32 protein-coding genes are annotated in these 26498 nt (G+C 66.6%); 11 read left to right on the top strand and 21 right to left on the bottom strand.

What is annotated here, in order from left to right:
• Nucleotides 1-9: 9 nt before the first annotated feature.
• The 3 genes from BVU17_01665 to BVU17_01655 form a co-directional block, all read right to left on the bottom strand.
• A complete protein-coding gene (locus BVU17_01665) occupies nt 10-327 on the bottom strand; it encodes a hypothetical protein (GenBank protein ID AUG46288.1) in 318 nt (105 codons plus the stop codon).
• Between the two features lie 42 nt (nt 328-369).
• Nucleotides 370-603, bottom strand: a complete 234-nt coding sequence (locus tag BVU17_01660; protein AUG46287.1) for a hypothetical protein — start codon at nt 601-603, stop codon at nt 370-372.
• 95 nt (nt 604-698) lie between these two features.
• Nucleotides 699-2162, bottom strand: coding sequence for a recombinase RecJ (locus BVU17_01655; GenBank protein AUG46286.1), 1464 nt, complete (start codon nt 2160-2162; stop codon nt 699-701).
• Between the two features lie 239 nt (nt 2163-2401).
• Between BVU17_01655 and BVU17_01650 the strand changes: the two genes are divergently transcribed.
• A complete protein-coding gene (locus tag BVU17_01650) occupies nt 2402-3127 on the top strand; it encodes a phage shock protein A (GenBank protein AUG46285.1) in 726 nt (241 codons plus the stop codon).
• 16 nt (nt 3128-3143) lie between these two features.
• Here BVU17_01650 and BVU17_01645 read toward each other — a convergent pair whose 3' ends face one another.
• The 6 genes from BVU17_01645 to BVU17_01620 form a co-directional block, all read right to left on the bottom strand.
• Entirely contained in the window at nt 3144-3932 is a 789-nt protein-coding gene (locus tag BVU17_01645) for a uroporphyrinogen-III synthase (GenBank protein AUG46284.1), read from the bottom strand.
• Nucleotides 3932-4693, bottom strand: a complete 762-nt coding sequence (locus BVU17_01640; protein AUG46283.1) for a uroporphyrinogen-III C-methyltransferase — start codon at nt 4691-4693, stop codon at nt 3932-3934. Before BVU17_01640 ends, BVU17_01645 begins: the two co-directional genes overlap by 1 nt.
• The gene (locus BVU17_01635) at nt 4690-5844 is read right to left on the bottom strand and encodes a porphobilinogen deaminase (GenBank protein AUG46282.1); all 1155 of its coding nucleotides are present in this window, start codon (nt 5842-5844) and stop codon (nt 4690-4692) included. The genes BVU17_01640 and BVU17_01635 overlap by 4 nt, the downstream gene beginning before the upstream one ends.
• 53 nt (nt 5845-5897) lie before the next feature.
• Entirely contained in the window at nt 5898-6170 is a 273-nt protein-coding gene (locus BVU17_01630; protein ID AUG46281.1) for a hypothetical protein, read from the bottom strand.
• 42 nt (nt 6171-6212) lie between these two features.
• The gene (locus BVU17_01625; protein AUG46280.1) at nt 6213-6758 is read right to left on the bottom strand and encodes a hypothetical protein; all 546 of its coding nucleotides are present in this window, start codon (nt 6756-6758) and stop codon (nt 6213-6215) included.
• 143 nt (nt 6759-6901) lie between these two features.
• Nucleotides 6902-7276 carry an iron-sulfur cluster biogenesis protein NfuA gene (locus tag BVU17_01620; GenBank protein ID AUG46279.1) on the bottom strand — a complete coding sequence of 125 codons (375 nt, stop codon included), beginning with the start codon at nt 7274-7276 and terminating at the stop codon, nt 6902-6904.
• 131 nt (nt 7277-7407) lie between these two features.
• Here BVU17_01620 and BVU17_01615 point away from each other — a divergent pair, with 131 nt between their 5' ends.
• Nucleotides 7408-7932 carry a TrmB family transcriptional regulator gene (locus BVU17_01615; GenBank protein ID AUG46278.1) on the top strand — a complete coding sequence of 175 codons (525 nt, stop codon included), beginning with the start codon at nt 7408-7410 and terminating at the stop codon, nt 7930-7932.
• 28 nt (nt 7933-7960) lie between these two features.
• Here BVU17_01615 and BVU17_01610 read toward each other — a convergent pair whose 3' ends face one another.
• A complete protein-coding gene (locus BVU17_01610; protein ID AUG46277.1) occupies nt 7961-8434 on the bottom strand; it encodes a histidine kinase in 474 nt (157 codons plus the stop codon).
• Between the two features lie 148 nt (nt 8435-8582).
• Here BVU17_01610 and BVU17_01605 point away from each other — a divergent pair, with 148 nt between their 5' ends.
• A complete protein-coding gene (locus BVU17_01605) occupies nt 8583-9155 on the top strand; it encodes an alkylhydroperoxidase (GenBank protein ID AUG46276.1) in 573 nt (190 codons plus the stop codon).
• 27 nt (nt 9156-9182) lie between these two features.
• Here the strand turns inward: BVU17_01605 and BVU17_01600 are convergent, their stop codons facing one another.
• Nucleotides 9183-9350 (bottom strand): rubredoxin, encoded by a 168-nt coding sequence (locus BVU17_01600; GenBank protein AUG46275.1) that lies wholly within the window; start codon nt 9348-9350, stop codon nt 9183-9185.
• A 360-nt stretch (nt 9351-9710) separates the two neighbouring features.
• Here BVU17_01600 and BVU17_01595 point away from each other — a divergent pair, with 360 nt between their 5' ends.
• From BVU17_01595 to BVU17_01575, 5 genes are all read left to right on the top strand, one after another.
• Nucleotides 9711-10691 (top strand): tRNA-modifying enzyme, encoded by a 981-nt coding sequence (locus tag BVU17_01595; protein AUG46274.1) that lies wholly within the window; start codon nt 9711-9713, stop codon nt 10689-10691.
• Between the two features lie 194 nt (nt 10692-10885).
• Complete coding sequence (locus tag BVU17_01590; protein AUG46273.1) at nt 10886-11584, top strand: riboflavin kinase; 699 nt, start codon at nt 10886-10888, stop codon at nt 11582-11584.
• Nucleotides 11571-12245, top strand: coding sequence for a 3,4-dihydroxy-2-butanone-4-phosphate synthase (locus BVU17_01585; GenBank protein ID AUG46272.1), 675 nt, complete (start codon nt 11571-11573; stop codon nt 12243-12245). Before BVU17_01590 ends, BVU17_01585 begins: the two co-directional genes overlap by 14 nt.
• 146 nt (nt 12246-12391) lie before the next feature.
• On the top strand, nt 12392-12808 hold the full coding sequence (locus tag BVU17_01580) for a hypothetical protein (protein AUG48808.1): 417 nt from the start codon (nt 12392-12394) through the stop codon (nt 12806-12808).
• A 179-nt stretch (nt 12809-12987) separates the two neighbouring features.
• Nucleotides 12988-13920, top strand: coding sequence for a branched chain amino acid aminotransferase (locus BVU17_01575; GenBank protein ID AUG46271.1), 933 nt, complete (start codon nt 12988-12990; stop codon nt 13918-13920).
• Between the two features lie 20 nt (nt 13921-13940).
• Here BVU17_01575 and BVU17_01570 read toward each other — a convergent pair whose 3' ends face one another.
• From BVU17_01570 to BVU17_01560, 3 genes are all read right to left on the bottom strand, one after another.
• Nucleotides 13941-14600 carry a hypothetical protein gene (locus BVU17_01570; GenBank protein AUG46270.1) on the bottom strand — a complete coding sequence of 220 codons (660 nt, stop codon included), beginning with the start codon at nt 14598-14600 and terminating at the stop codon, nt 13941-13943.
• A gap of 107 nt (nt 14601-14707) precedes the next feature.
• Nucleotides 14708-15883, bottom strand: a complete 1176-nt coding sequence (locus tag BVU17_01565; GenBank protein ID AUG46269.1) for a galactonate dehydratase — start codon at nt 15881-15883, stop codon at nt 14708-14710.
• 136 nt (nt 15884-16019) lie between these two features.
• A complete protein-coding gene (locus BVU17_01560) occupies nt 16020-16904 on the bottom strand; it encodes a 2-dehydropantoate 2-reductase (protein ID AUG46268.1) in 885 nt (294 codons plus the stop codon).
• A gap of 88 nt (nt 16905-16992) precedes the next feature.
• Between BVU17_01560 and BVU17_01555 the strand changes: the two genes are divergently transcribed.
• On the top strand, nt 16993-17550 hold the full coding sequence (locus tag BVU17_01555) for a hypothetical protein (GenBank protein AUG46267.1): 558 nt from the start codon (nt 16993-16995) through the stop codon (nt 17548-17550).
• 42 nt (nt 17551-17592) lie between these two features.
• Here BVU17_01555 and BVU17_01550 read toward each other — a convergent pair whose 3' ends face one another.
• The 3 genes from BVU17_01550 to BVU17_01540 form a co-directional block, all read right to left on the bottom strand.
• Nucleotides 17593-17895, bottom strand: coding sequence for a hypothetical protein (locus BVU17_01550; protein AUG46266.1), 303 nt, complete (start codon nt 17893-17895; stop codon nt 17593-17595).
• Nucleotides 17896-18015: 120 nt separating this feature from the next.
• Nucleotides 18016-19224: a homoserine O-acetyltransferase gene (locus tag BVU17_01545; GenBank protein AUG46265.1), complete on the bottom strand. Its 1209-nt coding sequence runs from the start codon at nt 19222-19224 to the stop codon at nt 18016-18018.
• Nucleotides 19221-20507 (bottom strand): O-acetyl-L-homoserine sulfhydrolase, encoded by a 1287-nt coding sequence (locus tag BVU17_01540; protein ID AUG46264.1) that lies wholly within the window; start codon nt 20505-20507, stop codon nt 19221-19223. The genes BVU17_01545 and BVU17_01540 overlap by 4 nt, the downstream gene beginning before the upstream one ends.
• Nucleotides 20508-20650: 143 nt before the next feature.
• Here BVU17_01540 and BVU17_01535 point away from each other — a divergent pair, with 143 nt between their 5' ends.
• Nucleotides 20651-21610: an ATPase gene (locus tag BVU17_01535; protein ID AUG46263.1), complete on the top strand. Its 960-nt coding sequence runs from the start codon at nt 20651-20653 to the stop codon at nt 21608-21610.
• A gap of 27 nt (nt 21611-21637) precedes the next feature.
• Here the strand turns inward: BVU17_01535 and BVU17_01530 are convergent, their stop codons facing one another.
• Complete coding sequence (locus tag BVU17_01530; protein ID AUG46262.1) at nt 21638-22423, bottom strand: TrmB family transcriptional regulator; 786 nt, start codon at nt 22421-22423, stop codon at nt 21638-21640.
• A 193-nt stretch (nt 22424-22616) separates the two neighbouring features.
• Here BVU17_01530 and BVU17_01525 point away from each other — a divergent pair, with 193 nt between their 5' ends.
• Nucleotides 22617-22949: a QacE family quaternary ammonium compound efflux SMR transporter gene (locus tag BVU17_01525; protein ID AUG46261.1), complete on the top strand. Its 333-nt coding sequence runs from the start codon at nt 22617-22619 to the stop codon at nt 22947-22949.
• 103 nt (nt 22950-23052) lie between these two features.
• Here the strand turns inward: BVU17_01525 and BVU17_01520 are convergent, their stop codons facing one another.
• Genes BVU17_01520 through BVU17_01510 form a run of 3 tightly spaced genes read right to left on the bottom strand, consistent with a single transcriptional unit; the run spans nt 23053 to nt 26498 of the window.
• The gene (locus BVU17_01520; GenBank protein ID AUG46260.1) at nt 23053-23448 is read right to left on the bottom strand and encodes a hypothetical protein; all 396 of its coding nucleotides are present in this window, start codon (nt 23446-23448) and stop codon (nt 23053-23055) included.
• Nucleotides 23449-23493: 45 nt separating this feature from the next.
• Complete coding sequence (locus tag BVU17_01515) at nt 23494-25107, bottom strand: hypothetical protein (protein ID AUG46259.1); 1614 nt, start codon at nt 25105-25107, stop codon at nt 23494-23496.
• 2 nt (nt 25108-25109) lie between these two features.
• Nucleotides 25110-26498 carry a hypothetical protein gene (locus BVU17_01510; protein ID AUG46258.1) on the bottom strand — a complete coding sequence of 463 codons (1389 nt, stop codon included), beginning with the start codon at nt 26496-26498 and terminating at the stop codon, nt 25110-25112.

The following is a 26498-nucleotide window of genomic DNA, read 5'->3' as shown; positions in this document are numbered from 1 at the left end:
CGACTGCAGTCAGTCGTCGAGATCGAACACGCGGTGCAGTTCGCGCTCGATCTCGTCGAGATATTCGGAAAGCACGGCGTCGAGTTTCTCGTCGTCGACGATGACCGCTGAGAGCCGCTCCGTCGGGTCCTCGGGTAGTTCGACGCTGAACTCGCCGTCATCATAAAACGGCTCCGACTCGTTGAGGATCTGCTGGTCGATAGCGTGGACCAGCTCAGAGTCGTACGTGTCGTTCATCCGCTCGAAGGCGTTCTTGTAGGCCTTCTGGAGCTCCGGGAAGTAGTTCGCGTACTTGTCTTCGAACTTCTCGGGATCGAACTCTGTCATTGCCAGAACGGTACGGGGCTGGGGATAAAGATGGCCCGATGTTCAGCGTTGTATCGTGCGTGCGTCCTTCCGGGGGAGATACATCGTGAGGTACGCGACGAAACAGATGCCGAAGATGCCACCGATGACGAGAAAGACGCGGATGTCCAGTCCGGCAATAGCTGCGATAATCTCCTGTAGCGTCGTCCGCGGGTTCGCAAACCCGAACGTCTCAGTGTAGGCTAGCAGGCCGGCAACGATGACGAGTGCAATATCGAACAGGCCCCGAGAGTCCATCGTGGGGTGTTCGGAGAAGCGGACGTATAGCTTTTATTGCTGATACTGGTGACAGCGTCGTCAGTCTCACTACCGCGCGGTTTGATACGTTTCGATTACGATACTTGGTCGGTGATAATCTCGTCGGCAGCCTCGATAAACGCCGACTCCTCGCCGGCCGGGATGGTCGCGCCCGCCGCGATGTCGTGCCCGCCGCCGTCACCACCGACGGACTGAGCGGCGTCGCGCATCACGACCGACAGGTCGACGCCCCGGCCCACCAGCGGGCCGGTCGCCCGAGATGACACTTTCGTCTCGTCTTCGTCAGTACTGGCAAACGCGATAATCGGCTTGTCCGAGTCGACGCCGTCGGTCCCCAGCGCCATCCCGGCGACGATGCCGACGATAGTCTCGCGGATAGCGTCGCCGGCGTCGAACCACTGGACCGAGCCGGCCTGCGTGACGCCACGCTCCTTGACGAGCGTGAGTCCCTCCGAGAGGTTCCGGCGGTGGTTCGACAGCAGCGTCCGCGCCCGTTCAAGTGGCGCATCGCGCTCGCCGAGACAGACCGCCAGTCCCACGTCTGCCCGCTCGTAGCGGGCCGTGGCGTTCAGGAGCGTCGAGAACTCGCTTGCGTCCCGGAGTTCCGTCCCGCGCGGCTCCGTGGTCAGCGTGTAGGTCGTGCCGATGAGCGTCTCGATCTTGTCTGCCGGGACGCCGCGCTCGACGGCACGCTGGACCAGCCCACTGGCGACAGTCTGGCGTTCGTCGTCAGAAAGGTCTGCCCACGTCCGCCAGTCACCGTCGGTCTTCAGGTCAACCCCGAGCCCCTCCAGGAACCGGGTCGCGCCGGCCTGGTCGTTCGAGATGCCCGGTATCGGCACTTCGGTGGCGTATTCGAGCAGTTTCGGCAACGGCCGGGTCTGTTTGCCGTACAGCGAGAGGTCGGTTCCCTCTTCGAGGACGCCGCCGTCGACCCCCTCCTCGACGAGGCCGGCGTTGGCTCCGACGAGTTCGCCGCCGACGGCCTGCATGTCCCCGACCGCGCCGACGACCGCGAGCGCGGCGAGGTCGCGGTTGTCGGTGTCGTCGGCCGCGAGCGCGCGGGCGAGGACGTACGTCGCGCCAGCACCGGAAAGCTCCGACGCGCCGTCGATGCCTTCCAGCAGCGGATTGAGGTGGGTCTCGAAGTCGGCGTAGCCGTCGGTGTCGACCACGGCGTCGGGGTGGCAGTCCGCCGGGTCCGACGGCTGGTGGTGGTCGGCGACGACCGCCTCGAAGTCGCCCGCGGCGACGTGCTCGGAGATGACGTCGAGCTGGCCCGAGCCGAAGTCGGTGAACAGGACAGTGTCGTACTCGCGGACCGCGATGCTCTCGATTTCGGCCGCGTCGAGTTGCTTCTTGAACACGGTCTCGACGGAGATACCGGCCCGCGATAGCGCCGCGGTGGCGATGGCGGCGCTGGTCAGCCCGTCGGCGTCGATGTGGGACGCGAGCAGGACGCGCTCGGCCGCCCGGAGTCGGTCGGCACAGGCGGCCGCGCGATCAGCGAGCGCCGGAACGGGGCCGGTCGTAGTCATCGTACCGGAGATTGGTGCGCTCCGGGATAAAAACGTTCAGACGTGCGGTCGCTCGGTGGGGGCCGGCGCGACGGTCGAATCGCCGCGACTGTCTCCCGATTTCGCCGCGCAGTCGCGTATCGCACCGGGTGGCACCCTGTTATTATAACGGTGTCAATCATACGAGAGGACATGCACGCTGTCACAGCCGAGCCACGGTCGGGACCGATTCGAGCCGCAGGCGGTCGGGAGCGGGCGCGATGAGCCTGCTCCGGCGGTTCGCGTTCGCGGTCCGGGCCAAGCTCAACGCCCTGCTCAACCGCACGTCGGACCCGGCGGCGGAACTGGACTACTCCTACGAACAGATGCGGGACGAACTACAGGACGTGACCCGCGGCATCGCTGACGTGACGACCCAGAAGAAACGCCTGGAGATACACCGCCAGCGGCTGCGGTCCAACGTCGAGAAACACGACACGCAGGCCCGGGCCGCCCTGCAGGAGAGCCGTGAGGACCTCGCACGCCGGGCACTGGAAAAAAAGCAGGTCAACGTCAGCCAGATTTCGGAGCTGTCGGGACAGATAGACGACCTGCAGGAAACACAGGACCGGCTAGTCGGCAAGCGGGCCGAGCTCAGTAGCCAGATAGAGCAGTTCCGCACGAAGAAAGAGACCATGAAGGCCCGCTATCAGGCCGCCGAGGCGTCGGCGCGGGTCTCGGAGGCCTTTACCGGCGCTGGCGATACGATGGCCGACGTCCACCGCTCCATCGAGCGCGCGACGGAGCGCACCGAGCAGATGGAGGCCCGCGCGGCCGCGCTGGAGGAACTCGAAGCGAGCGGCGACCTCGAATCCGTCCTCGACGAGGGCGACTCCATCGACCAGGAACTCGACCGACTCTCCAGCGAGCGGGCCGTCGAGAACGAACTGGCGACGCTCCGGACCGAGGTTGAGAGCCGAGAGGCCACCAGAGAAGCGGCGGAGTGAGCCGCACGCGGTCACGTTACTCGTGGTGTGTCGGAGCGGCCGCCTCGACGGTCTCGCAGGTCAGCGCCTCGAAATCGGCCTGCTCGGGGACGACGTCGACGGCGATGCCGGCGGCCTCGGCCGTCTCCCGCGTCGGCTCACCGATTGCGCCGACGGTCGCCTCGTTCAGTCCGTCGACGGCGGCCTCGCGGACCCCGCGCTCGGCGGCCGCATCGAGGAAGTGTTCGACGGTGAGCGAGGAGGTAAACAGCGCCGCGTCGAGGTCACCGCTTGCTGCCAGCTCCGTGGACTCGCCCGATTCGGGCGGCCGGACAAGCCGGTAGAGGACGGTCTCGTGGACGTACGCGCCGGCCGCCTCCAGCCCGTCGGTCAACACCGCCGAGCCGTGGTCCGACCGGGCGACTTCGACCCGCGCGCCGTCCACCGCTCCGGCCAGCGTCTCGACCAGCCCCGTCGAGGAGTACTCGGCGGGGATGATGTCGACGCCATAGCCAGCCTCGTGGAGCGCCGCGGCGGTCGACTCGCCGATGGCACACACCGTCGCTTCGCCGGAGTCCCAGCCGGCTTCGGCGGCGAGTTCGACGCCGGTCTTGCTGGTCAGGACGACGTAGTCGGCGTCGGTGCGCGGCGTGACCGGGCCGTCGTCGCCGTCACCGTCGATGTCGCCGGCCGCCGCTGGTTCGACCGCCAGCATCGGGTCCGGAACCGGGTCAGCACCGAGCGATTCGATGAGTTCGACCGCGTCGTCGAGGCGGTCATCGGCCGGGCGAAACGCGGCCACGCGGAGGCGCGGTTCCTCGCGCATCAGTACCCCTCCAGGAACTCCACCACCCGCTCGCGCTCGCCGGCCACCTCGCCGATGACGGTGATGGCGGGCGGTTCGATGCCCGCCTCGTCACGGACCGAGACGATACTGTCGAGCGTCCCGGTGGCGACCTGCTGGTCGGGCCAGGTCGCGCGTTCGACCAGCGCGACGGGCGTGTCGGGGTCCATGCCAGCCTCGCGCAGGGCCTCGGTGTACTGGGGCAGTTTGCCGACGCCCATCAGGACGACCAGCGTGCCGCCGGTCGCGGCCAGCGCATCCCAGTCGACAGCGGATTCGTCCTTCGTGGGGTCCTCGTGGCCGGTGACGAAGGAGACTGAGGAGGTGTAGTCCCGGTGCGTGACCGGGATGCCGGCGGCCTCGGGGCCGGCGATGGCGCTCGTGATGCCGGGGACGACCTCGACCGGGATGTCGTTCTCCACGAGGTGGGCCAGTTCCTCGCCGCCGCGGCCAAAGACCGTCGGGTCGCCGCCCTTCAGTCGGACAACGGTGTTTCCCTCCTCTGCAAGTTCGACCAGTCGGGCGTTGGTGTACTCCTGCGGTGTCCACTCGCCGCCGGCGCGTTTGCCCACGTCTTCGCGCTTCTCCTCGGGAATCATCCCGATGATTTCGGGGCCGGGGAGCTTGTCGTGCAACACCACGTCGGCTTCCTCCAGCAGGCGTTTTGCCTTGACCGTCAGCAGGTCCGGGTCGCCGGGACCGGAGCCAACGAGGTACACTTTGCCGGGTGCAGCGTCCGTCATTCCTCGTCGTCCTCCCGCACCGTTGAAGCGTCATCGTCCGCGCCCGTCGAGTCCCGCTTGGCCTCGGCGATGAGGTCGTCAGCGCCCTGTTCGGCGAGTTCCGCTGCGAGGTCCTGTGCCGCGTCGATGTGGTACTCAGCCGGGATGTCACGGCCGACCGACACCTCCTCTGTGCCGTCCTGTGAGAGGACGCGAACTCGTGTGTGGATGACTCCGCCCTCCAGGTGGGCGTGGATACCGATTGGCGCGACACAGCCACCGCCGAGTTCTTCGAGAATCGTCCGCTCGACGGTCGTCTCGACGCGCGTCTGGGGGTCGTCCAGTCGGTCCTTGATGTCCAGCGCGAGGTCGCCGTCGACGGCGGTTACCGCCAGCGCGCCCTGGCCCGGAGCCGGCACAAACCGGTCGGGGTCGAGGTCTGACATCCCGACGTAGCGCGTGAGGCCGGCCCGGTGGAGCCCCGCCTTCGCCAGCACGATGGCGTCGTATTCGGTGTCCGGGTCCCGCTCCATCGCCCGCCGTTCGAATTCAGTGAGGTCGTCGAACCACTCCTCGACCGTGCGGTCGTAGGGGTGTTCTTCTTCCTCGTCGGTGTCGGGATCGCCGGCGTTGCCCTTCCGCTCCTGTTCGGCCTCGTGGCGCTCCTGGTGTTCCCGCTGGAGCGACGGGGCCAGCAGTTTGGCGATGCGCGTGTCGACGTTGCCCCGGAGCGGCTCGACGGTGAGGTCCTCGCGCTCGGCGAGCAACTGCGCCTTGCGTCGCAGGCTCGACGTGCCGACGGTCGCGCCCTCTGGTAGTTCCTCCAGCGAGCGGCCGTCGGGCGTCACCAGCACGTCCTCGGCGGCGGCCCGCTCGGGGACCGCCGCGACGACGAGGCGGTCGGGGCGTTCGGTGGGCATGTCCTTCATCGAGTGGACCGCCGCGTCGAGTTCGCCCTCCAGTACCTTCTCGTCGAGGCTGCGGACGAACGCGCCGGTCTTGCCGAGCCGGTGGATGAGTTCGTCCCGTATCTGGTCGCCCGTCGTCTCCACCTCGACGAGTTCGACCGACAGCCGGCGACTGCTCAGCGAATCCCGAACCGTCGCCGCCTGCCGCAACGCGAGGTCAGAGCCCCGCGTCGCCAGTTGCAGTGTCTCCCCGCGTGTTGTCATACCCGACACTCCACGGTCTGCGCGTAAAAACGCACTTCTTCGTCGGTTCGACGCTACGCGGGCGTCTCGGCGAGGAGAGTCTCAGTGAGGAACTGCGAGACGAACCCCGCGAGAAACGTCGTCGCGCCCCCGGCGACGAGGGCGAAGTCTATCAGTCGATGGAGCGTGTCGACGGGGCCGACGCTCACCGTGAGCACCAGGTACGCGTGCAGGAGGACGTACATGGCCGGCAGGAAGAGCGCAGTACAGAGCAGGCCGGCGGCCGTCGCGCGTCGGACGGTCGGCGGGGCGCGGCTGACGACTGGGAGGGAATTGGTCAGGGCCATCACGAGTGACGTCGTGCGCTGGCACGTAGGTCTACGGGTCGCCTACCACGGCTCGTTTTTCAGCCCGAGCAGGTAGGCGATGCCGTTGGTGACGACGTGTAACACCGGCGTCGCGACGACGACGACGACGAGCACCGGGAGGGGAAACGTCTCGGTGAACCACGACGGGGCGGCCACGAAGGCACAGAGCAACGCCCCGACGACGAAATCCAGCTGGTCTAAGCCGGGGAACGCGGCCCCGCGTTCCCGGCCCGTGCGGCGCTTGAGGAAGGACGCGCCGATGTCCCCGAGCATCGCGCCGAAGGCGAGGCCCAGTCCCGCGCGGAACGGAAACGCCGGCAGGTCCGTTCCCAGCGCGGCGCTCACGGCGGGCCCGACCTGAGTGAGGCCGAGCGCGAGGGCCGTTCCCGCGGCGGTGCCGACGAGCGTCCCGCGCCAGGTCTTGCCGTCGCCCAGCACTCGCCGCCCGCTCCACGTTCGGCCACCGTCTATCGGTCTGCCGCCGCCGGCGAGCACCGCGGCGTTGTTCGGGACGTACGCCGGCAACATCGCCCACAGCGCCCAGACGACTGTGTCGACCGTCTCCATATCCCCGCCGTCTGCCCCCGTCGTCTTAATCTGTGTGACTCGCTGCTGTGCGGGTGGTGACAGTAGACACAGACCCGGTGTAGACACGGGCGTGCCTACACCCGTTGCTAGCCACGAATCTAAAAAAAGATCGAGAACTGGCCTCAGAACGGCGCTTCGGGGCCTTCGTCGTCGTCGCCGCCGACGTCGCCGCCGCGGGACTCGCCGGGGAAGGAGGGGCTCATGCCACCGCTGCCGCCGGACATCCCTTCCTGCTGTTCCATTCCGGTTCGGGCGGTGACCTCGTTTATTTCCGGAATCTCCTTGGTCATGCGCGTCTTGATGGCCTGAATGGTCATCGGCGAGATGCCACAGCCGGAACAGGCGCCGCCGAGGCGGATGGTGACGCTGCCTTCCTCGCGGTCGATTTCCTCGATGGCCGCGCTCCCGCCGTGCATCTGGATCTGGGGGAAGTTGCGGCGCAGGAAGTTCGTGATTCGCTCGCGCAGGTCGTTGGCGTCCTCTGTGTCAGTGCTCATAGTGACTCGTATTCGGTCCCGGGAGGGCTTAGACCTTTGGACTAACATCTCTCTCACGGGGGCGAACTCACGGCCCGCAGTTACCCCGACCATACCTGAACTTTCTATCGGCGGGGCGAGTACCCCGTCGTATGACACCCCCCGCTGAGGGACCGCGGCTGTTCGAGTGTGGGACCTGCGGTAGCGTCGGCATCGGCGACAATCGTCCGGAGTGCTGTGGCGAGCCGATGGCAGCGACCGAGACAGAGGCGGCAGCAGTCAGCGAGCCGTCGCTCGAAACCCTGCTCAAGACCGTCTTCGATATGTCCGGCACCGAACTGGACATCTGCCTCTGCGTGATGGAAGGCGGGGAGCTGACCGTGGCGGAGTTGGCCGAGCAGATCGGCTACGACCGGAGCGTCGTCGCGCGGCATCTCAACCATCTTGCCGACCTCGGTGTCGTCGAGAAGCGCCGACGGATCAGGACGGAGGGCGGGCACGTGTACGTTTATACGCCACAGCCGCCCGAAGTCGTGCGAGAGCGGCTCCGCGAGGAGTTCCTGTCGTGGGTTCGGCTGGCAACGGCACAGCTGGACGACCTGCAGCGTGAGAAGGTCGAAGCGATAGCCGACGCCGAAACCAGCGAGAAACAGTGGACCGTGTTTCAGGAGCAGTAGCGGCGACCGCGACGGCTCAGGTTGGGCCTCAGATGCGGTCCATGGTCGCGGCGTAAACGACCGCGAGGACACCGCCGTAGACGACGTGCCACAGCAGCGACGGCGGCGCGAAGTTCGGGAACGGCGGCGAGGCCGGCGAGCCGACTGCACCGAGCCAGACTGGCATCAGAAGCGCGGCGAAGAGCGCCCAGGTGGCGACGCCCCAGCCGACGCCGAGTCCAAGCAGTTTCCCGGACGACTCCAGATGGAGCAGGCTCGCCAGTCCGGCAAACAGCACGCCAAGCACAGCGCCGTGCGAGAGATGGACAACGAGACCAGCAGCCGGGCTCGGCGGCGGTGCGAGCCCGTACAGCGACGGGATTGCGACGGCGAGCGTCGGGGGATTCATCACCAGTATCAGCGCCCCCATGACGGCGCTCCCGGCGATGCCGCCGAGCACGCCGGCTTTCCAGTTGCCGGTACCGAGATCGTACGTTCGCGTCGTTTCTGTCGTCGTTGACATGCATCTGACTCGTCGTGTCGTCTGACGAAAGAGCCAGCGTGGCTGTTCGACCTTGTGCCACGGCCCCGCAAGAGCTATACACCAGCTCTCACCGGCCATGGCCTGACAGGCAACTAACTTTCAAGCCGAGGCCGGACGGACAGGTGGTATGGCAGACTCCGATACAGTGATGAGACGGTTCGATACCCCGGACATCGACGACCTCCCCGAAGACCTGCAGGACCGCATCAAGGAGGAGACCGACCGCGCCGGCTTCACACCGAACATCTTCCCAGCGATGGCGTACCGTCCCTCGCATTTCCGGGCCTTTTTTGCGTACCACGACGCGCTGGTCGAGGAGACTGAGCTGGAACGCGAGGAAGTCGAGATGATAATCGTCGCCGTCAGCGGCGTCAACGACTGCCTCTACTGTATCGTCGCCCACGGTGCGCTCCTGCGGATTTACGCCGACGCGCCCAAGCTCGCCGAACAGGTTGCCGCAAACCACCGGACAGCCGATATCAACGAGACCCACAGGGCGATGCTCGACTTCGCAGTGAAACTGACTGAGTCGCCCGCCCGCATCGAGGACGCGGACCTCGAACGGCTGGCGGAACACGGCTACAGCCGCCGCGCCATCTGGGACATCGGCAGCGTCGCCGCCTTTTTCAACCTCTCAAACCGGCTGGCACAGCTCGCCGACATCCGCCCGAACGACGACTTCTACGACCTGGGCCGCTGACGCGGCCGGTCCGTTTGACACCCGGCCTCACGCCGCTTCCGCGGGCTGTACCGACCCAGCGCCGCACTCCGGACAGGTCAGGTCCTCGACCGTCGCCGCACGCTGTGCGAACTCGGTCCCGCAGTCATCACAGCGGAACCTGTAGTGTCGACCTCCGGAGCCAAACAGCTCGGAGACCGTGTCAATTACACCCATACTAGTACACTCAACATCGAACCCCCAAAATCTTCCGGCTGAAGTACATTTCCGGTGCAGTTTGATACATATAGCATCCATCGCAGCGCGTATCTATACACCTAGTAGTTCTTGTCTTGCGTATCAGGGGCATCCACAGATGTATGAGCGAAACACTCTATCTGATGCAGAAAGACAGCGAAACGCGAATCGAAGTTGACGACGATGGCTACGACCGGATCATGGAAAATGGCAACGTCGTCGGCCACCACATGAGCAACCCCATCGTCAAACTGACATAAGCGCACCGCGGTCCCGAAGCATCGCTGCTGACGCGCAACATCCGGGAGTTTTTGCCGCTGGCTGTTGAATCAGTGTCCAATGAGTGACGCCGACGGCGGTCCGAAGCAGGTCTCGGATCCGGCCTACCACAGCGAGAACCACACGGCCGCCCAGACCTGCGGCTGGACCAAAAACGCCCTGCGTGGGGAGGGGAAGTGTTACAAGTACATCTTCTACGGCATCGAGTCCCACCGCTGCATTCAGATGACGCCGGTGGTGAAATGCAACGAGCGGTGCGTGTTCTGCTGGCGCGACCACGCCGGCCACGCCTACGAACTCGGCGACGTGGAATGGGACGACCCCGCGGCGGTCGCCGACGCCTCCGTGGAACTCCAGCGGAAACTGCTGTCGGGCTTTGGCGGCAACGACGAAGTCCCGCGCGAGGTGTTCGAACAGGCAATGGAGCCGCGCCACGTCGCTATTTCCTTGGACGGCGAACCGACTCTCTACCCGCACCTGCCGGAACTCATCGAGGAGTTCCACGACCGCGACATCACCACGTTCCTCGTCTCGAACGGGACCAACACGGAGATGCTGGAGCGGTGTGACCCGACCCAGCTGTACGTCTCTGTCGACGCCGCCGACCGCCGGACGTTCGATTCGACGGTGCAAGCCATGGAGGACGACGCCTGGGACTCGCTCATCGACACGCTGGACGTGCTGGCCGAGAAAGGCGACACCCGCACCGTCATCCGGACGACGCTTGTCAAGGGCCACAACATGCACCACCCCGAGTGGTACGCGGCGATGTGCGACCGGGCCGACGCGGACTTCGTCGAGATGAAGGCGTACATGCACGTCGGCCACTCGCGGGGCCGCCTCGACCGGGACTCGATGCCCGACCACAGCGAGGTCCGCGAGTTCACGCGAAAGATGAGTGAGTACCTCCCCGACCACGACGTACTGAAAGAGGTCGAAGACTCCCGCGTGGCGATGCTCGCCGAGGACGAGAACACGTGGGTCCCGAAACTGGAGAAGTCGAGCGAGTTCTGGGAGCGGGACGCACTCGTGGAGTACTGACTGTATCGCAAACGAGACAGCGTCATCACAACAGTGTGATAGATTTGAACGTGTTAGACGGCAGTTTAAGTTGTGTCCGGCCCAAACAGTGGTACGCTCCCGTTACCAACGCCGAAATAGTTTCTAGCCGTTCCAAAAGTGGGATGCATTCCACCTTCGGTATGCTTATCCGGCACGACTCCCTACGTCGGCGTATGGCTGAATCAACGGGACAGGGCGTCGGTCGGGACGAGCTGGCGACGCTGAAACTGCTCGCCCTCGACGGCGCGCTCGACGAGCCGACGAAAGTGTCCTGTGCCGACCTCGGGGACCGGCTGGACGCGTCGAACCAGACCGCCTCGCGGCGGCTCCAGCGACTCGAAGACGCCGGCTTTCTCTCTCGGGACATGGTCAGCGACGGACAGGAGGTGGAGCTGACCGGCGACGGCGAGCGCCGCCTCCAGTCGGAGTACGCCGACTACCGGCGCATCTTCGAGGCCGACGCCAGCGTCGACCTGACCGGGGTCGTCACCTCGGGGATGGGGGAGGGACGACACTACATCACGCTGCCGGGCTACATGGAGCAGTTCATCGAGCGGCTGGGGTACGAGCCGTTCGCGGGCACGCTCAACCTCGAACTCACGGCCGAGAGCGTCCGCAAGCGGGCGCGGATGAGCGCTATCGAGCCGGTCACCATCGAGGGCTGGGAGGACGACGAGCGGACCTACGGCCCCGCGTACTGCTACCCCGCCTCGATAGAGGGCAGCGACGGCGAGTACGAGCCGGCCCACGTCATCGCGCCCGAGCGGACCCACCACGGGGAGGAGCAACTCGAAGTCATCGCGCCCGAGAAGCTCCGCGAGGTGCTGGAACTGGCAGACGGTGACGAGGTGATAGTCCATGTCTCGGAGTGAGGACGCCGCCGTCGACGCCGACAGCGTGGCTGACGCCGTCGCCGCCTTCGCCCGCGGCGAGCCAGTGCTGATCCACGACGCCGCCGACCGCGAAGGCGAGACCGACCTCGTCTACCCGGCCGGGGCCGTCAGCCCCGAGGCCGTCGCCCGGATGCGCAACGACGCCGGCGGCCTCGTCTGTGTTGCCCTCTCCGACCGCGTCGCCGACGCGCTCGAACTGCCGTTCATGCAGGAGGTGCTCGACCACCCGACAGCGGCCGACCACGACCTCGCTTACGACGAGCGCTCCTCGTTTTCGCTGACGGTGAACCACCGCGACACCTTCACCGGCATCACGGACGAGGACCGCTCGCTGACGATTCAGGAACTGGCCGCCGCCGCGACGGACCCCGACCCCGAGGCCTTCAGCGATGCCTTCCGGTCGCCGGGCCACGTTCACCTTCTCCGGGCGGCCCCCAATGGCCTCTCTGACCGCGAGGGCCACACCGAACTCGCGCTCGAACTCGCCGACGCGGCCGACCTGCCGGAGGCCGCCGTCGTCTGTGAGATGCTGGACGACGAGACGGGTGCAGCGTTGCCCCCGGCAGCGGCGCGGGCTTACGCCGACCGGGAGGGGCTGGTCTACGTCGAGGGTGCGAGCCTGCTAGAGCGGTTCGACTGACGGCAACGGAGATCTGTCTCGGCAGTAATTGACCGAAAAGGCGTGTACTGGCCTCTGTTGTAGAGATACGCGATGTCTGACCCAGATTTATATCAGTGGCATGTCATTCTGTGCGTATGGCTTGGTTTGAACGCCCAGCACCCGAGATGGGCACGGAAGGCGACGTGATCGGGCGGCGGATTGGCGCAATAATAATCGACATCGTGCTTATCGCCATCGTCTCGTCAGTCATCAGCGGCATCTTAGCGCAGGTTCGGCTCGCATTCCTTGGAAGCCTGTTCGGACTCGTCATCGGCTTTGGCTACTACATCTACCTCGAAGGAACGTACGGTCAGACGGTCGGAAAGATGGCCCTCGACATCGTCGTCGTGACGGAGGACGGCGACCCAATCGAGTACGGGCCGGCAGCGATACGGACTGTGCTTCGCATCGTCGACGCGCTGCCGGCGTTTTACCTTATCGGCATCGTCGCCGTGCTCGTCACAGACCGCAAGCAACGGCTCGGAGACATCGTCGCGGATACGGTCGTCGTCCGCGCCGGCGAGACCGGGAGCATGCGGTGAGACGCGGACTGGCGTTCCCGGCTGAATGAGCGCGACCCTGATCGGAGCAGGGCGCTCTCTCGTGGACCGTCAACACTCTTAACCACGGGAATCAATGGGGTAGATATGACACACGACGAGACTGCAGGAGGCACCACCCGCGGGCATCGCGACTGTCGACTCAGCGGAGGGATCGTGCGATGAGCGACCGTCCGGAGATGTTCGAGGGGACCGACCGTATCTGGATGGACGGCGAGTTCGTCGACTTCGAGGACGCACAGACCCACGTCCTCACGCACGCGCTGCACTACGGCACCGGCGTCTTCGAGGGCGTGCGCTGTTACGACACCGAGCAGGGACCGGCCATCTTCCGCTGGGAGGAGCACCTCGACCGCCTGTACAAATCAGCCAAGCCCTACGACCTCGATATCGAGTTCAGCAAGGCGGAACTCACCGAGGCGACGACCGAACTCATCGAGACGGAAGGGTTCGAGTCGTGTTACATCCGCCCCATCGTCTACTACGGCTTCGACTCGCTCGGCGTGAGCCCGAAAGACTGCCCGACGAAGACAACTATTGCAGCGTGGCCGTGGGGCGCGTATCTCGGCGAGGAAGCGCTGGAGGAGGGCGTCGACGTGATGGTGTCGTCCTGGCGCAAGCACGCCTCCAGCCAGATCCCGACCAACATCAAGACGACCGGCCTGTACGTCAACAGTATGCTCGCCGGCGAGGAGGCCCGCCGCAACGGCTACACTGAGGCCATCGTCCTGAACAAGGAGGGGAACGTCGCCGAGGGGCCGGGCGAGAACATCTTCATGGTCCGGGACGACGAGATATACACGCCCGGTCTGGCCGAGAGCATCCTCGAAGGCATCACCCGCAACACCGCCATCACGCTCGCCGAAGAAATGGGCTACACCGTCCACGAGGAAGCGACCATCTCCCGTGGCGAACTGTACACCGCCGACGAACTGTTCTTCACTGGGACGGCGGCGGAGGTCACGCCGATCCGGAGCGTCGACGACAACGAGATCGGCGAGGGGACGAAAGGGCCGGTCACCGACGACATCCAGTCGGCCTTCTTCGACGTCATCGAGAGCGGCAACCGCGAAGAATGGTTCCACTACGTCTGAGAGCGGGGTGAGCGGCGCGGTCAGTCGTCCGCGAGGTCGTCCTCGTCGGCGACCGGAATCGGCGTGGCGTTGCTGCGGTCCGTGTCGCCGAAGCCGGCGCTGAGAATGCGCGTCAGCGCTTCCTCGACGCGCTCGTCGATTTCTTCGTAGCGGTGTGGTTCGACCTCGACGACGTAGCCGGTCGTGATGTTCGGTGCGGTCGGCAGGAAAAGCACCTCGCGGCCGTCATCGGTGGTCTGTCCCGTTTTGAACGCCGTCATCCGCATCCCGTCCCACACTTCGAGTTTCACCGGCGCCTGAAGGTCTTCGGTTCCCCCGACAGCCGTCTCGACCGCCATCTTCGAAGCGTTGTACACCACCCGGAGTCCGGGGACGTGATTCATTGCGTCGTCGATGGCCCGTTCGACGATGTCGCCGAAGGCCGTCCGCATCAGGTACCCGATGGAGAACACGATGAGGATGAAGATAATCAGCGTCGTAAACACCCGAGCGAGTTCGACAGACGACGTTCCCGAGGGGAGCCCGAGCGCCGCTAGCAGTTCGGCGTCAATCGCCGGGATAACCGCCGCGGACGCGAGGATAGAGTAGAGATAGATGATAACGTACACCGTCACCAGCAGCGGTAACAGGATAATAAGGCCGCTCGCGAAATCGCGCTTCCACGACGTTGAGGAGGCCATACAGATACGTGTCGGGCGCGGGATATGAGCCCTTTCCTTTAGTGCGTTCCGTGCTGTGTCCCACACAGTCACTGGCGAGGGAGCATGGCGGTGGAATCGCCGCCGGCCTACCACTCGGCGACGCTGCCGTCGTCGTGTCGCCAGACGGGGTTGTGCCAGTCGACCTCCTGCTGGGACTGTTCCCGGAGGAACGCCTCGTCGATTTCGATGCCCAAGCCGGGGTCAGTGGGCACAGTGACGAAGCCGTCCTCGTAGTCGAACACCGACGGGTCTGCGAGGTAGTCCAGCACGTCGGCGGCCTCGTTGTAGTGGATGTCGATGCTCTGTTCCTGAATGAGCGCGTTGGGCGAGCAGGCGTCGACCTGCACACAGGACGCCAGCGCGACCGGACCGAGCGGGCAGTGTGGAGCCATCGCCACGTCGTAGGCCTCGGCCATCGCGGCTATCTTGTACACCTCGGTGATGCCGCCGGCGTGTGAGAGGTCGGGCTGAATCACGTCGACGGCACCGTCCTCGAACACCTCCTTGTAGTCCCACCGCGAGTACATCCGCTCGCCCGTGGCGATGGGGATGTCAGTGTGGGCGGCAAGCGCCGGCAGCGCGTCGTTGTGCTCTGGCAGGACCGGTTCCTCGATGAACATCGGGTCGTACGGTTCCATCGCCGAGGCCAACCGCTTGACCATCGGCTTCGTCACGCGGCCGTGGAAGTCGACGCCGATGTCGACCTCGGGGCCGACGGCCTCGCGGACCTCCCGGAGCCGGGTCGCGGCGGCCTCGACCGTCGCCGGAGTGTCGACCCGTTCGATTTCGGGCGTGGCGTTCATTTTCAGCGCCGTGAACCCTGCCTCGACCTGCTCGCGGGCGGCGTCGGCCACGTCCGAGGGCTCGTCGCCGCCGATCCACTGGTACACCCGAATCCGGTCGCGGGCCTGCCCGCCAAGCAGCTGGTGGACCGGTGTGTCGAGTTGCTTGCCCTTGATGTCCCACAGCGCCTGGTCGATGCCGGCAATAGCGGACATCAGGACCGGGCCGCCGCGGTAGAAGCCGCCGCGGTACATCGCCTGCCAGTGGTCCTGAATTGTCTCGGGATTTTCGCCGACGAGATAGCTGTCGAGGAGTTCCTCGACGGCGGCGCGTACCGTATGTGCCCGGCCCTCGACGACTGGTTCACCCCAGCCGACGGTTCCGTCGGCCGTCTCCAGCCGCAGGAACAGCCAGCGGGGCGGGACCTCGAACAGTTCGTAGTCGACAATTCGGTTCCCACCCGCGTCGTCCGCTGTCATACCAGTGGTCTCCTCGCTGTAGTAGCAGTCCCGCTGGGAGCACTACGCGGCGCGTCGAGCCGCGCTCTGTCGGTCTGTGGAGTCATGTGAGACACACATAGGAGACGTGTATATAGTCGTTGTGTGATTCCAGAACCTACCGCTCGCGGTGTCGCTCCCACGTACGGACGAGCCCGGCAAGCGTCTCGTTGACCGGGACTGGTGCCGTCGCAGTCGCCACGATGTAGCCGTTGATGGCGTCGATTTCCGTTTGGCGGCCGTCCGAGATGTCCTGGTACATCGACGAGTGGTTGGCGGCGGTGTCGTCGACGACACGTTCGACGAGCGATACTGCACGCTCGTCGGAGAGGTCGATGTCCTGTTCGCGGGCGACGGCGGCCGTCTCACGGGCGGCGTCTGCGGCGATGGCGTCGGCCGGCGAATCGGCCAGTGCGCCGTTCTCCACGCGGGCGAGGGCCGTCACCGCGTTGATGCCGGCGTTGACCGCGAGTTTCTCCCAGAGGCGGGCCGGCATATCCGCCGCGACGGTCGTCTCGATGCCGGCCGCACCGACCGCTGACCCGACCTCGTCAGCGACTGTGGACCGGCCGCCGTCGCGGTCCCCCAGCACAACCTCGCCGCGGCCGGTGAACGCGACGGTGCCCGGCTCTCGAAGTCGTGCCCCGTAGGAACACGTCCCTGCCAGCACCGGGCAGTCAACCTCGGCAGCTAACTCCGCTTCGTTGCCCATCCCGTTTTGCAGCGAGAGGCAAGCGTCAAGGGTGCAGTCCGCGAGGTCCGCTGCAACGGCGGCGGTGTCGTGGGCCTTGACCGTCACCAGCGCGAGGTCGGCACCCTGTGGGACTGTCGTCTGTGCGTTCGGGTGGACCCGAAACTCTTCGGCTCCGACGACCGAGAGTCCGTCCTCGGAGATGGTGCCCACGTGTGGCTCACGGCCCACCAGCGTCACGTCGTGTTCGCGGGCGAGCAGGCCACCGACGAGGCTGCCGAGGCTCCCTGCCCCGACGACGACGATATCCATACCATCTCACAGGGACGGCCGGGACAAAAACCCATCACCGGCAGGCGAAATCAGCACGCACTTGGCCGCGAGTGACGAACGAGTGGGCATGGGCGACTCCGACGACGCCGAGGCGGTAGTCCGGGCCATCGACGAGATTGGTATCGACCAACTGACCGAGACGATTGTCACGGCGTGGGAGGGGATCGGTGGCGGCGCCGAACCGGGGCCGACCTGGCCACAGGAGGAGACCACACAGCGGTTCGAACTGTCCGAACCGGACGAAGCGGTCGGGCTAGACGTGCTCGCAGCGGTGTTGGACGCGTCACCGCGGTCTCCTGAAAAAGCGTTCGTCCACCTCGGTGTCGGGCGGCGAGACACCCCACAGCACGAGCGGTTCGCTGTCGAGACGCTCGCGGGCCACACCGACGTTTCGGCTACCGATACGCACACGACCGGAACGGTGCCGATGACGCCAGAAACGTTCGACGCGCTGGCGCGGGTCTACGGCGGCACGCTGGTGTACGTGGTCATCGGTGACGAAGACGGGCAGGCGATCCTCGAACTCGACTGGACGACGCTCCGGTTCTCGCTCCCGCCGTCGGCCGCCGAGACAGTGCAAGAGACAGTCGGACCGGCCGTCGCCGAGCGATTCGAGCAGGCGTAGGCCCACATTTGTGGTCGGTGGGTCCAGACAGCCACCGGTCCGTCAATCCTCCTGCCAGTAGTAGATGTCCTCTTTTGGCGCGTTGCAGGACGGGCATTCGTCGGGGATGTCCGCTATCTGGCCCATTTCGCCACACTCCCAGCAGCGCCACATCAGTTCGGCCTCGCCCGCGGCCCCGGCGCGCAAGTGCTCGCTCGACATCGCCTCGATGCCGTCTTCGACTGTGACGTAGAACCCGTGTTCGTCGAATCCGCGGATAGTCCCGAGTTCGTTACCGTCCCCGTCGTACACCGTCTGTCCGAACGAATACTCCTCGCTTTCGATGTTCGTGGTCATGTCAGCCATACATAGAGCTAGTCGGTCCGAGATGTGTTAAATGCTACCGCGAATCAGGAATTGCATGATCGACGAGCCGAATCGTGGGGTCAGCAAGCCCGCGGGCTGACAGACGGCACGCCAGCGTCGCTACCGCGAGAACAGGCTGTTGTGGACGGGTGCGAAATCGCTCTCCTGACTGTCCTCGACCACCGAGTCGGTGACGGCGTTGCCGTCGACACCAGCAGCGAGGAAGTCCGCGAGCGGCGGCCCGACGTTGTCCGGTTCGACGAGGAAGGCGTCGTGGCCGTGGTCGGAGTCGATGACATGGTGGGCGACGTTCGCGCCGGCTTCCCGGAGCGAATCAGCCAGCGCCTCGGCCTGCTGAGTGGTGAAGTGCCAGTCGGCGGTGAAAGACATCACCAGCGCGTCGCCGTCGAAGGCCGCCAGCGCGTCCGCGTCGGACTCGAATCCGGCGGCGAGGTCGTAGTTGTCCATCGCCCGCGTCAGGTAGAGGTAGCTGTTGGCGTCGAAGCGCTCGGTGAACTTCTCGGCGTTGTAATCGAGGTACGACTCCACGTCACGGTACGGGAAGAACGCGCCCGCAGCGTCGGTGGGGAACGTGCGGACGGCGTCCCGGCCGGCGGCGCGGCGGCCGAAGCGGCGCTCCATCGACGCCTTCGAGAGGTACATCACATGGCCCAGTTGGCGGGCTAACGCCAGCCCGTCGCTTGGTGGCTCGTCGTCCTCGCCGTAGTAGTGGCCCTGGTTCCAGTTCGGGTCGGTCGTGATGGCCCGGCGGGCGATGGCGTCGAGCGAGAGGCACTGCGTGTCCAGTCGCGCGGCCGCGGCGATGGGAACGATGCGGTCGACGTGGTCCGGGTGGCGTTTGGCCCACTCGATGACGTTCATGCCGCCGACGCTACCGCCGACGACGGCGTGGAGGTGCGGAATGCCGAGTTCGTCGAGCAGGGCGCGCTGGGCCTCGGTCCAGTCCGTGACAGTGACCGGCGGGAAGTCCGTGCCGTAGGGCTCGCCCGTCTCCGGGTTCTCGCTTTTCGGGCCCGTCGAGCCGTAGCACGAGCCCGGGACGTTCGCACAGACGACGTAGTACTCCGTGGTGTCGATGGCCTTGCCCGGCCCGACGATGTCGTCCCACCAGGCGCGGGCCTGGTCGGCGCTGTCGACGCGGTCGCGGCCGGCGACGTGTGCGCTGCCGGTCAGGGCGTGACAGACCAGCACCGCGTTGTCGCCGTCGAACTCCCCGTAGGCCTCGTATGTGATTTCCAGATCAGGAATCGTTTCCCCGCAGTCGAACTCGAACTCGCCCAGCGAGAGGGTGTTGTGTTCGACGTTCATGTGACTCGTTCGATTGCCTCGTCGATGTCTGCGATGATGTCCGCTGAGTCCTCGATGCCGACGCTGAACCGGAGGAGGTCCGGCGTGACGCCGCTGGCGCGCTGTTCCGCCTCGCTGAGCTGGGCGTGGGTGGTCGAGGCGGGGTGGATGACCAGCGTCTTCGCGTCGCCGATGTTGGCGAGGAACTGGGCGAGGTCCGTCTCCTCGCAGAACCGTCGGCCGGCGTCGTAGCCGTCCTCCAGCCCGAAGGTGACGATGCCGCCGAACCCGCCGGAGAGGTACTGCTGTGCCAGGTCGTGGGTCTCGTGGCTCTCCAGCCCGGGATAGGTGACCCAGGCGACCTCGGGGTGGTCCTGAAGGTGCTGTGCGACGGTCATCGCGTTCTCGCAGTGGCGTTCCATCCGCAGGGAGAGCGTCTCAGCACCCTGGAGCGTCGCCCACGCGTCGAAGGGCTTCTGGCCGTCGCCCAGCGAGCGGAGGGCGCGCTGGCGGGCAGCGACGGAGAACGCGCGGTCACCGAAGGCCTCGGAGAAGTTCTTGCCGAAGGCCTCGTTCTCGCCGCCCAGTTCCGGGAACTTCTCGGGGTACTCGTCCCAGGGGAACGAACCGCCGTCGACGAGGACGCCGCCGACGGTCGTCCCGGAGCCGTGGATCCACTTCGTCGTCGACTCCCAGAGGAGGTCGACGCCGTGGTCGAGCGGGTTACAGAGCGCTGGCGTCCCGAACGTGTTGTCGACGAAGACGGGCACGCCGCGGTCGTGCGCCACCTCGGATATTTCCTCCATCGGCGGGACCACGAGCGAGGGATTGCCGATGGTCTCGAAGTGGACGTAGGCCGTGTCCTCGTCGATGGCCTCGGCGTAGGCGTCCGGGTCGAGCGTGTCGACGAACCGCGTCTCGATGCCCCGCCGACTGGCGGCCTTCGAGAAGTACGAGTGCGTGCCGCCGTAGATGGAGGAGGCCGTCACGATGTTGTCGCCGTTGGCCGCGAGGACGAACGTCCCGGCGTCGAGCGCGGCCATCCCTGACCCCGTCGCGACGGCGTCGACGGCGTTTTCGAGGGAAGCGATGCGGCTTTCGAGCATCCTGACAGTGGGGTTGTCGAACCGCGAGTAGACGTTGCCGTCGTCATCCAGCGCGTACCGGTCGGCCGCGGTGTCGGCGTCCTCGAAGACGTACGACGAGGTCTGATAGATTGGCGGCGCGCGTGCCCCCGTCGCCGGGTCCGGCTCCTCCTGGCCGGCATGGACACAGCGCGTCCCGAATCCGTAGTCGTCGGTCATGTGCAGTATGCATATATCTCTAGCTATCTATAACTCATAGTTACGGCAATACTCTCTTATTGTGATAGGATAGCACGGTATCGGCCCGCCGGCCAGTGGAACCGAGGGAGAGGGTATTTGTCGGTGGCTATCTACACGCCGGTATGGACCACGACACTGCCGGACGAACCAGCCGACAGATTCTCGACGCCGTCGGCAGTGCCGTCATCGCCGACGACCGCTTCCTCGAAACCGTCATGACCGGGATTCTCGCTCGGGGGCACGTCCTGCTGGAAGACGTGCCAGGCACGGGGAAGACGCTCACCGCCCAGTCGTTCGCGACGGCGCTGGACCTCTCTTTCAAGCGGGTGCAGTTCACGCCGGACCTGCTGCCGTCGGACATCACCGGCTCGAACGTGTTCAACGAGGCCACCGGCGAGTTCGACTTCCAGCCCGGCCCCGTCTTCGCCAACGTCGTGCTGGCCGACGAGATCAACCGCGCGCCGCCCAAGACGCAGGCCGCGCTGCTCGAAGCGATGGGCGAGAAGCAGGTGACCGTCGACGGCGTGACCCACGACCTCCCCGACCCGTTCTTCGTCATCGCCACGCAGAACCCCGTCGAACAAGAAGGGACCTTCGGCCTGCCCGAGGCCCAGCGGGACCGCTTCATCGTCAAAACGTCGATGGGCTACCCCGACTTCGGCGGCGAACGCGAACTCATCGACCGGCGGGCAGACCGGACAGCACAGGCTCCGAGCGTCACCAGCGTCATCGACGGCGAGCGCCTGCCGGCGCTCCAGCGGACAGTCGAATCGGTCACCGTCGACGGCACGCTCCGGGACTACGTCGTCGAGCTCGGCCGGGCCACCCGCGAGGACGACCGCGTCGAGGTCGGCGTCTCCCCACGTGGCATCCAGCGGCTGTTCGAGGCTACTCGCGCCGCCGCGGTCCTCGACGGCCGCGACTACGCTGTCCCCGACGACGTCAAGAGCGTCGTCGAGGAGGCGTTCGCCCACCGACTCGTCCTGACCGCCGACGCGGGCGTTCGCGGGGTCGACCCGGCGACCGTCGTCGAGGACGTGCTTGACCGCGTCGAGGTGCCCGCAGTCAGCCCCGGCCGCTGAGACCGGGCACCGCCGGTCGGTTCCGGATTACCGCCCCAGCAGCGGCTCCGCCTCGGCCCACAGTCGCTCGAAGCGGGCCTCGAACGCCGCCGCGACCTCCGAATCGGTGATCCCGACCACGCCGAGCCTGTCAGCGGGCGAGAGCGGATCCGGAACGTCGACCGTCACCGCCGCGGCGTCGATCACGTCGAAGGAGACCCCGACCGTCGGCACCGCCCGGACCGCCGCGTTGCGGTCGGCGAGCAGGTCGGGGAACGACTCGGGAAGCACGTCGAGTACCGCCTCGCTACAGAGCAGATCGACCCGTACACCGTTGTCCACGCCGTCGAGAAACGCGTCAACCTCAGTCTGGAACGTCTCCCACGACGCGCGCTCGTACGGCGGACCGACGGTCGCCCGGACGTGCTCTCGGGCGGTCCTGACGTGCCGTCTCATCGCCGCCCGCATCTCCTCGCTTCCGAGCGATCCGAGCCAGAAACTGCTGTCGACGGGCGGTGTGGGCAGGAGGTCCGCCCTGACGGACGCGGCGACGGACCGGTACCGATCGAGCTCCGACGCCAGTTCGCGGGTCCGCTCCGCGAGTAGCCTGTCGACGACCGTCTCCGGGTCGACGGGGGTGTACCGCGTCGGGTCGGTCGGCTGGGTCTGGACTATCCCGCGGGCTTCGAGGCCGTTGAGGACGTCGTAGATCCGTCCCCGAGGGACGCCGCTCGCGTCGGAGAGATCGCTCGCGGACACCGCACCGGTCACCAGCAGCGTCCGATACGCCGTCTCCTCGTAGTTCGAGAGCCCGAGTTCGGCCAGTTCGGTCATCGTCGGGTGGTCGAGCGGCCGGTACAAAGATTCACAGGACCGGCCTCGACGCGGGTGCGGTCGGCGCGAGGAGCGCCCCCGTGTGGGTTCCCTGCCACCGCCAGCGCCGCCAGAGCCGCCGAGCGGCCGAAACACACCGAAAGTGGCGGGGCGTTTCAGTACGTTCATTCCCCCGCCAGCCGGCGTTCTCAGTATGAATCCGTACGTGTTGCTCGGGGCCGCAATCGCCTCGGAGCTACTCGGAACGACCGCGCTCAAGCTCTCAGAGGGGTTCTCGAATCCCGTTCCCAGCCTCGGCGTCGTCCTTGGCTACGGCGCGGCGTTCTACCTCGTCTCGCTGACCTTAGAGGAACTCCCCATCGGCGTCGTCTACGGGACGTGGGCCGCATTGGGTATCGTCGGTGTCGCGGCCATCGGAACCGTCGTGTTCGACGAACCGGTCGACCCGGTTGGTGTCGTCGGGATCGCACTCATCGTCGCCGGCGTCTACTGCCTCAACGTCCTGTCGTCGATGGCCGCCCACTGACTCAGCAGGATTGGCGGTGGAATCCATAGCTTTCACCGGGAGAAATCGATGCCCGGCACCCGCTCGGAGTGAGAACGACACCGACCGGCGACGCTACACCTCCTCAGTTCCGCTCGAACTCCCGTTCCGACTCGTCCCGAGTCGCGTCCTCGACGCCCTCCAGTGTCTCCGTCTCCAGCAGCCGCCCCAGTTTCCGCTCGAACTGCTCGTCGGTCAGTTTCCCCTCGGCGTACCGGCGGCGCAGTCGCTCCAGCGGTGACTCGTCACTGGCATCGCTTGACGGCGCTGAGTCCGCTCCCTCGATATCTTCCTCCGCCTCGTCCGGCTCACCGTACAGCAGTTCGGTCAGCGGGACGACCACGACATATCCGACGAGCAGCGCCGCGAGCCACCACTCCTGCCCGGTAAAAAGAGCAACGAGCCAGAAGCCGGTGACCCCCAGCGAGGCGAGTTCCGTCGCGTTGGCTCTGGCTCGGCCCAGCGGAGACCAGTCAGTCATACTGCTGGCTTGTCACCACACCACAATGGATTGTTCGGTGCGGGCCTACCGTATCGCAGCCACCAGCGCCAACACGGCGACGAGACAGACGACGAGGCCGGCTACGGCGACCGACGGCTCGACAGCTATCGAACCACGGGCGACGGCGGAGAGACCCAGCGTCGCCGCCGCACCGACGCCGCCTACCCCGACAGTTCCGCCGGTGTGAACGAGTTCGGTGCGGCGCGTCGCGGCCCCGGTACCGGCCTCGTGTCTCAGCGTCGTCCCGAATGCCCCGGCGTCCCAGACGACGACGGCACCGACCAGACCTCCGAGCACCAGCCACGTCGGCGTCGAAAGCGTCGCGGCGAACGCGCTTGCACCGAACAGACCGGCCGCGGCGAGCGTGACGCCGGCCGTCCGCGCACGCAGGTAATTCGTCGCCAGCGCCAGCCACAGCTGTCCGGTCACGCCGATGGCCAAAAACAGCGCCACCACGGCCAGCGCCAGCGTGACCGTCTCCGGACCGTACACGTCCAGTATCGGAACGAGGAACTGTTCGACAGCCGGCGCGGCCGGCGTCGTCCGGAGCGCCGTCTCGAGAGCATCGACTGCCGGCCCCGCGACCGCAACCGCGGCCAGCGCGATGACGCCGCCGCCGACGTACGGTGCGAGGACGGTCCCCACGCGGTCGGCCGAACTCTGGACCGTCCGCCGGAGGAACCAGACAGCCACTGTGGCGACCGTCCCGATAAGGAACAGCCACCAGAGGAGGCCGCGAAGGCCCGGTGCGGCTGTGATTGCGACGATGAGTTCGTACAGCCCGACCGGGAGCAGTCCGGCTAATGACTCCTGACCGAGACCCAGTTCGAACAGGCCGGCGACCGGCGCGACCAGCAGGGCGAGTCGGCCCGTCCACCGGAGCGTTCGTTCGACGGCGGCGACGGCCCTGTCGACATCGGGCGCATCGCTCGTTTCCGGGACGAGTTCGGAAAACGGCAAGGCGTCGAGTCCGCGGGCCAGTGCCGCGGCGGCGAGGGCGAGCAACAGGCTGAAGATGGTGATATGGGTCCGCCCGGGGACCGGGTCGAAAATCGGGTCCAGCACCCGTGTGAGCAGTTCGCCGGTCAGTTGCTGGATACCCGGCGTCCCGGCGTTGGACTGCAGGAAGTCGACGGCACCACGCGCAAACAGCACAAGGCCAACAGCGAACGGTACGGCGGTCGTCCGAACGACGACGCCACCGTAGGTCTCCACCCGCTCAGTGTCGACGACACCGCGGGTAGCCGCGGTCGCGCCGAAGACAGCGGTCAGACAACCGAGGACGACGAACACCTGCGACAGGAGCGTGACGACTGCCGGTCGGACGCCAGCCTGCGAGGGGGCAGGGAACAGTTCGGCACCGAGTGAGACAACTGTGCCGCCAGTGGCAACGGAAAGCCCGACGGCGACCGGCAGGGCGAGAAGGCTAGCCAGAACGGTTCCGACTGCCTGCCAGCGGTCCCAGCCGTTCAGCCACAGGGACAGCGCCAGCAACACGCCGGTGGCCACACCGACGAGTGCGGCCCGATGGGCTGACACGGTTTCCAGCAGTGCCGCCACCAGTAACGCCGTCACGCCGACGACGATGGCGAGGCTTGTCCAGGGCATTCGGGTCGGAAGTGTGGTGTGAGTGTCCATTGTTACACGCTGAACAGGTCCGCAAGCGAGGCGCGAAGCGCCACGTCGATTGGGCTGTCGAGGTCCCAGTCGATAACGGTCGCGCGGGACAGTTCGGCTCGCTGGAGGCGGGCGGCGCGTTCGGTACTCGCGACAGCCGCGCCAAGCGAGTCGCCGCGGGCCAGCGACGGACTGACGAGCGTCGTCGGGTACTCACGGACCGCGAGCGACGACACCAGCGAGACGGGCCAGTCGTCGGCGGCCGGTGAGAACACGACCACCTGCGCGGTCGGCGGGAGTCGGGCGAGCACGGCGAGCAGGGCCGGGTCCTCGATGGTGCCACCGTCAGCCGTCGTCACCTTCGCCGCTTCGCCCCGGGACTGCTGTGGTCGCCCGTCCTCGGACGCGTCGGCGTCATCGGCCGTCTCGCCGTCCGACTGCCGGGCCGCGGCGCGGCCCACGCTGTCGAATATCTGTCTCGCGTGGGCAGCCGCGTGACCGCCCGAGGCGTCGACCCACGCCAGCCCGTCCGGCCCGAGCCCGCCGGGGACATCTTCTTCGGCCAGTCCGACGGCACAGACGCTTGCGACGACGCTAGTCCGGGAGAGCGCGTCGAACAGACGCTCGGCCGCGTACGCCGATAGTTCGGCTCCGGTCGGGTACCCCGGCTCCGGCGTCACCCGGGCCGGCGGCCGCGCGTCCACGACCAGCACCGTCCTGACGGCCTGTTCCTCGCGGTAGTCGACGGTGGTCAGCTCGTCGGTCTTTGCGTAGCGCCGCCAGTCGATGCGGTTGACCGGGTCGCCGGGCTGGTAGCTCCGCGTCGAGTGGAACTCCAGGCCGCTCCCGCCGGTGTCTGTCGGGAGTGTGCCCGCCCGCGGGAGCGTGGCGTCGGCCATCGGGACTTCGGAAACGGTGTTCGAGCAGGTCAGCGTCCCGTCGCCGGCCACTGTCAGGTCGACAGTCACCTCGTCGCTGGCAGACAGCGTCCGCACCCGCACCGCGGCGGCGTCGAACGTGTAGGTCCCCCGCTTTGCCATCACGGCGTACGACAGCGTCACGCTCTCGTCGGGCCGCAGCGAGGTACAGAGCCGCGGGGACCCCTCGACGACGGCCAGTTCCTCGGGCACGCCGTCGATGACCCGCACGTCGGTCAGCGAACTGCCGCCAGTGTTCGCGAGTGTGAGCTCGACCGTAACCGGTTCGCCCGGCGTCGGCTGGGCGTCGGAGACGGACCGTGTCGCTTGCAGGTCAGTTCCCGCCGGGAGCCGCGAGAGCGCGCCGTACGCGACGTAGATGAGCGGGATTGCGGTCGCCGCGAGCAACAGCGGCTCGGCGGTCAGAAGCGAGACGCTAACGAGAAACAGCGCGGCTGCGAGGCCGCCACTCCAGCGCCGCACGCGGCGGTGCAT

The sequence above is a fragment of the Haloarcula taiwanensis genome, from assembly GCA_002844335.1.
GTDB lineage: Archaea > Halobacteriota > Halobacteria > Halobacteriales > Haloarculaceae > Haloarcula > Haloarcula taiwanensis.
The sequence above is the reverse complement of the archived record's forward strand: the minus strand, read 5'-3'. Positions and strand labels throughout refer to the sequence as shown.

Excerpts from the sequence above, each read along its gene's own strand:
- BVU17_01665 (AUG46288.1), bottom strand. The coding sequence starts at position 327 with ATGACAGAGTTCGATCCCGAGAAGTTCGAAGACAAGTACGCGAACTAC.
- BVU17_01660 (AUG46287.1), bottom strand. The coding sequence starts at position 603 with ATGGACTCTCGGGGCCTGTTCGATATTGCACTCGTCATCGTTGCCGGC.
- BVU17_01655 (AUG46286.1), bottom strand. The coding sequence starts at position 2,162 with ATGACTACGACCGGCCCCGTTCCGGCGCTCGCTGATCGCGCGGCCGCC.
- BVU17_01650 (AUG46285.1), top strand. The coding sequence starts at position 2,402 with ATGAGCCTGCTCCGGCGGTTCGCGTTCGCGGTCCGGGCCAAGCTCAAC.
- BVU17_01645 (AUG46284.1), bottom strand. The coding sequence starts at position 3,932 with ATGCGCGAGGAACCGCGCCTCCGCGTGGCCGCGTTTCGCCCGGCCGAT.
- BVU17_01640 (AUG46283.1), bottom strand. The coding sequence starts at position 4,693 with ATGACGGACGCTGCACCCGGCAAAGTGTACCTCGTTGGCTCCGGTCCC.
- BVU17_01635 (AUG46282.1), bottom strand. The coding sequence starts at position 5,844 with ATGACAACACGCGGGGAGACACTGCAACTGGCGACGCGGGGCTCTGAC.
- BVU17_01630 (AUG46281.1), bottom strand. The coding sequence starts at position 6,170 with ATGGCCCTGACCAATTCCCTCCCAGTCGTCAGCCGCGCCCCGCCGACC.
- BVU17_01625 (AUG46280.1), bottom strand. The coding sequence starts at position 6,758 with ATGGAGACGGTCGACACAGTCGTCTGGGCGCTGTGGGCGATGTTGCCG.
- BVU17_01620 (AUG46279.1), bottom strand. The coding sequence starts at position 7,276 with ATGAGCACTGACACAGAGGACGCCAACGACCTGCGCGAGCGAATCACG.
- BVU17_01615 (AUG46278.1), top strand. The coding sequence starts at position 7,408 with ATGACACCCCCCGCTGAGGGACCGCGGCTGTTCGAGTGTGGGACCTGC.
- BVU17_01610 (AUG46277.1), bottom strand. The coding sequence starts at position 8,434 with ATGTCAACGACGACAGAAACGACGCGAACGTACGATCTCGGTACCGGC.
- BVU17_01605 (AUG46276.1), top strand. The coding sequence starts at position 8,583 with ATGGCAGACTCCGATACAGTGATGAGACGGTTCGATACCCCGGACATC.
- BVU17_01600 (AUG46275.1), bottom strand. The coding sequence starts at position 9,350 with ATGGGTGTAATTGACACGGTCTCCGAGCTGTTTGGCTCCGGAGGTCGA.
- BVU17_01595 (AUG46274.1), top strand. The coding sequence starts at position 9,711 with ATGAGTGACGCCGACGGCGGTCCGAAGCAGGTCTCGGATCCGGCCTAC.
- BVU17_01590 (AUG46273.1), top strand. The coding sequence starts at position 10,886 with ATGGCTGAATCAACGGGACAGGGCGTCGGTCGGGACGAGCTGGCGACG.
- BVU17_01585 (AUG46272.1), top strand. The coding sequence starts at position 11,571 with ATGTCTCGGAGTGAGGACGCCGCCGTCGACGCCGACAGCGTGGCTGAC.
- BVU17_01580 (AUG48808.1), top strand. The coding sequence starts at position 12,392 with ATGGGCACGGAAGGCGACGTGATCGGGCGGCGGATTGGCGCAATAATA.
- BVU17_01575 (AUG46271.1), top strand. The coding sequence starts at position 12,988 with ATGAGCGACCGTCCGGAGATGTTCGAGGGGACCGACCGTATCTGGATG.
- BVU17_01570 (AUG46270.1), bottom strand. The coding sequence starts at position 14,600 with ATGGCCTCCTCAACGTCGTGGAAGCGCGATTTCGCGAGCGGCCTTATT.
- BVU17_01565 (AUG46269.1), bottom strand. The coding sequence starts at position 15,883 with ATGACAGCGGACGACGCGGGTGGGAACCGAATTGTCGACTACGAACTG.
- BVU17_01560 (AUG46268.1), bottom strand. The coding sequence starts at position 16,904 with ATGGATATCGTCGTCGTCGGGGCAGGGAGCCTCGGCAGCCTCGTCGGT.
- BVU17_01555 (AUG46267.1), top strand. The coding sequence starts at position 16,993 with ATGGGCGACTCCGACGACGCCGAGGCGGTAGTCCGGGCCATCGACGAG.
- BVU17_01550 (AUG46266.1), bottom strand. The coding sequence starts at position 17,895 with ATGGCTGACATGACCACGAACATCGAAAGCGAGGAGTATTCGTTCGGA.
- BVU17_01545 (AUG46265.1), bottom strand. The coding sequence starts at position 19,224 with ATGAACGTCGAACACAACACCCTCTCGCTGGGCGAGTTCGAGTTCGAC.
- BVU17_01540 (AUG46264.1), bottom strand. The coding sequence starts at position 20,507 with ATGACCGACGACTACGGATTCGGGACGCGCTGTGTCCATGCCGGCCAG.
- BVU17_01535 (AUG46263.1), top strand. The coding sequence starts at position 20,651 with ATGGACCACGACACTGCCGGACGAACCAGCCGACAGATTCTCGACGCC.
- BVU17_01530 (AUG46262.1), bottom strand. The coding sequence starts at position 22,423 with ATGACCGAACTGGCCGAACTCGGGCTCTCGAACTACGAGGAGACGGCG.
- BVU17_01525 (AUG46261.1), top strand. The coding sequence starts at position 22,617 with ATGAATCCGTACGTGTTGCTCGGGGCCGCAATCGCCTCGGAGCTACTC.
- BVU17_01520 (AUG46260.1), bottom strand. The coding sequence starts at position 23,448 with ATGACTGACTGGTCTCCGCTGGGCCGAGCCAGAGCCAACGCGACGGAA.
- BVU17_01515 (AUG46259.1), bottom strand. The coding sequence starts at position 25,107 with ATGGACACTCACACCACACTTCCGACCCGAATGCCCTGGACAAGCCTC.
- BVU17_01510 (AUG46258.1), bottom strand. The coding sequence starts at position 26,498 with ATGCACCGCCGCGTGCGGCGCTGGAGTGGCGGCCTCGCAGCCGCGCTG.